The 1,236-nt window shown below is 43.4% G+C and carries 1 tRNA gene and 2 rRNA genes; all 3 read left to right on the forward strand.

Annotated features, from left to right (window positions below):
- Nucleotides 1-2: 2 nt before the first annotated feature.
- Nucleotides 3-118, forward strand: a 5S ribosomal RNA gene (gene rrf / locus B5P39_RS24310).
- 33 nt (nt 119-151) lie between these two features.
- A tRNA-Thr gene (locus B5P39_RS24315) sits at nt 152-227 on the forward strand.
- A gap of 34 nt (nt 228-261) precedes the next feature.
- Nucleotides 262-377, forward strand: a 5S ribosomal RNA gene (rrf, locus tag B5P39_RS24320).
- Nucleotides 378-1,236 lie beyond the last annotated feature (859 nt).

Consider the following 1,236-nt stretch of genomic DNA (forward strand, 5'->3'; position numbering starts at 1 on the left):
TGCTTGGTGACAATAGCATTGTGGTCCCACCTGATCCCATCCCGAACTCAGAAGTGAAACGCAATCGCGCCGATGGTAGTGTGGGGTCTCCCCATGTGAGAGTAGGTCATCGCCAAGCGCCTAATTTAATCATCATTGATGATAAAGAATTGCTGATATGGCTCAGTCGGTAGAGCGCATCCTTGGTAAGGATGAGGTCCCCAGTTCGATTCTGGGTATCAGCACCATATAATCTAGTGTGTTGTCCTAGAGCAAAATTTGTTTGGTGACAATAGCATTGTGGTCCCACCTGATCCCATCCCGAACTCAGAAGTGAAACGCAATCGCGCCGATGGTAGTGTGGGGTCTCCCCATGTGAGAGTAGGTCATCGCCAAACGCTAAATTAAGAGAGGCCACCTAATAAGGTGGCCTTTTTGCTTTCCTAGAGTTTATTTCCATAGTTTGCTCATCTCCTCCAGCTAGATATGCCGTGTAATAAGCCTTGGTTAGCTAAGCAATCAATATAGTTCTATTTCTACGATTCTTTCCTATTCACTATTACTTCCTCAGATAAGCGTTATTAGCGCCTGGATGTGCATTAAGCCGCTTATCAATAATTATTGAGTGAACATCCAAATTGTGTTTTCAATTCTCCTACCCTCTCTAAGTCATTCGTTACCCTACATCTCGACTACGACAAATTAAGTGAGGGCGCTTATTTTGTAGGTTTTGAAATTACTAATTTCTTAATGATAACTATCAACTTATTTAAATCATTGCGTCGAATAAATCGCTGATACAAGGTGCTACGACTAAAACTATTCGTAGAATACCGTAACCAACGAACTTTAACGCACTAAACCGCGGGTGATTAAAAGGCGACGATGATTAGGAAATCTGGTGCAATGTGGATAACTCTGGGTATAACTCGTGGGTAGCTTGTGCCTAGATTGGGTGTAAAAAGGCATTTGAAAAATAATGCAAAAAACTTCAAAAAAGCCCTTGCACAAAAAGTTTCGGTGCCTATAATGCGCATCCACTGACACGGCAGACAGCGAAAGCGAATGCGGTATCAGTGTGAATCGAATGCAAAATGTGCACTTGGTTCGAAAGCCTCAAGAAGTTTGCAAAAACGCCTTGACGCGACACGGGAAATGCGTAGAATACGCAGCCCTGACCCGCTGAGCGGTAACGCGAAAGCTGAGGTCAAATGCTCTTTAACAATCTAAACAAGAAATCTGTGTGGACACTCACAG

Source organism: Shewanella sp. Shew256, from assembly GCF_002196695.1.
Taxonomy (GTDB): Bacteria; Pseudomonadota; Gammaproteobacteria; order Enterobacterales; family Shewanellaceae; genus Shewanella; species Shewanella mangrovisoli.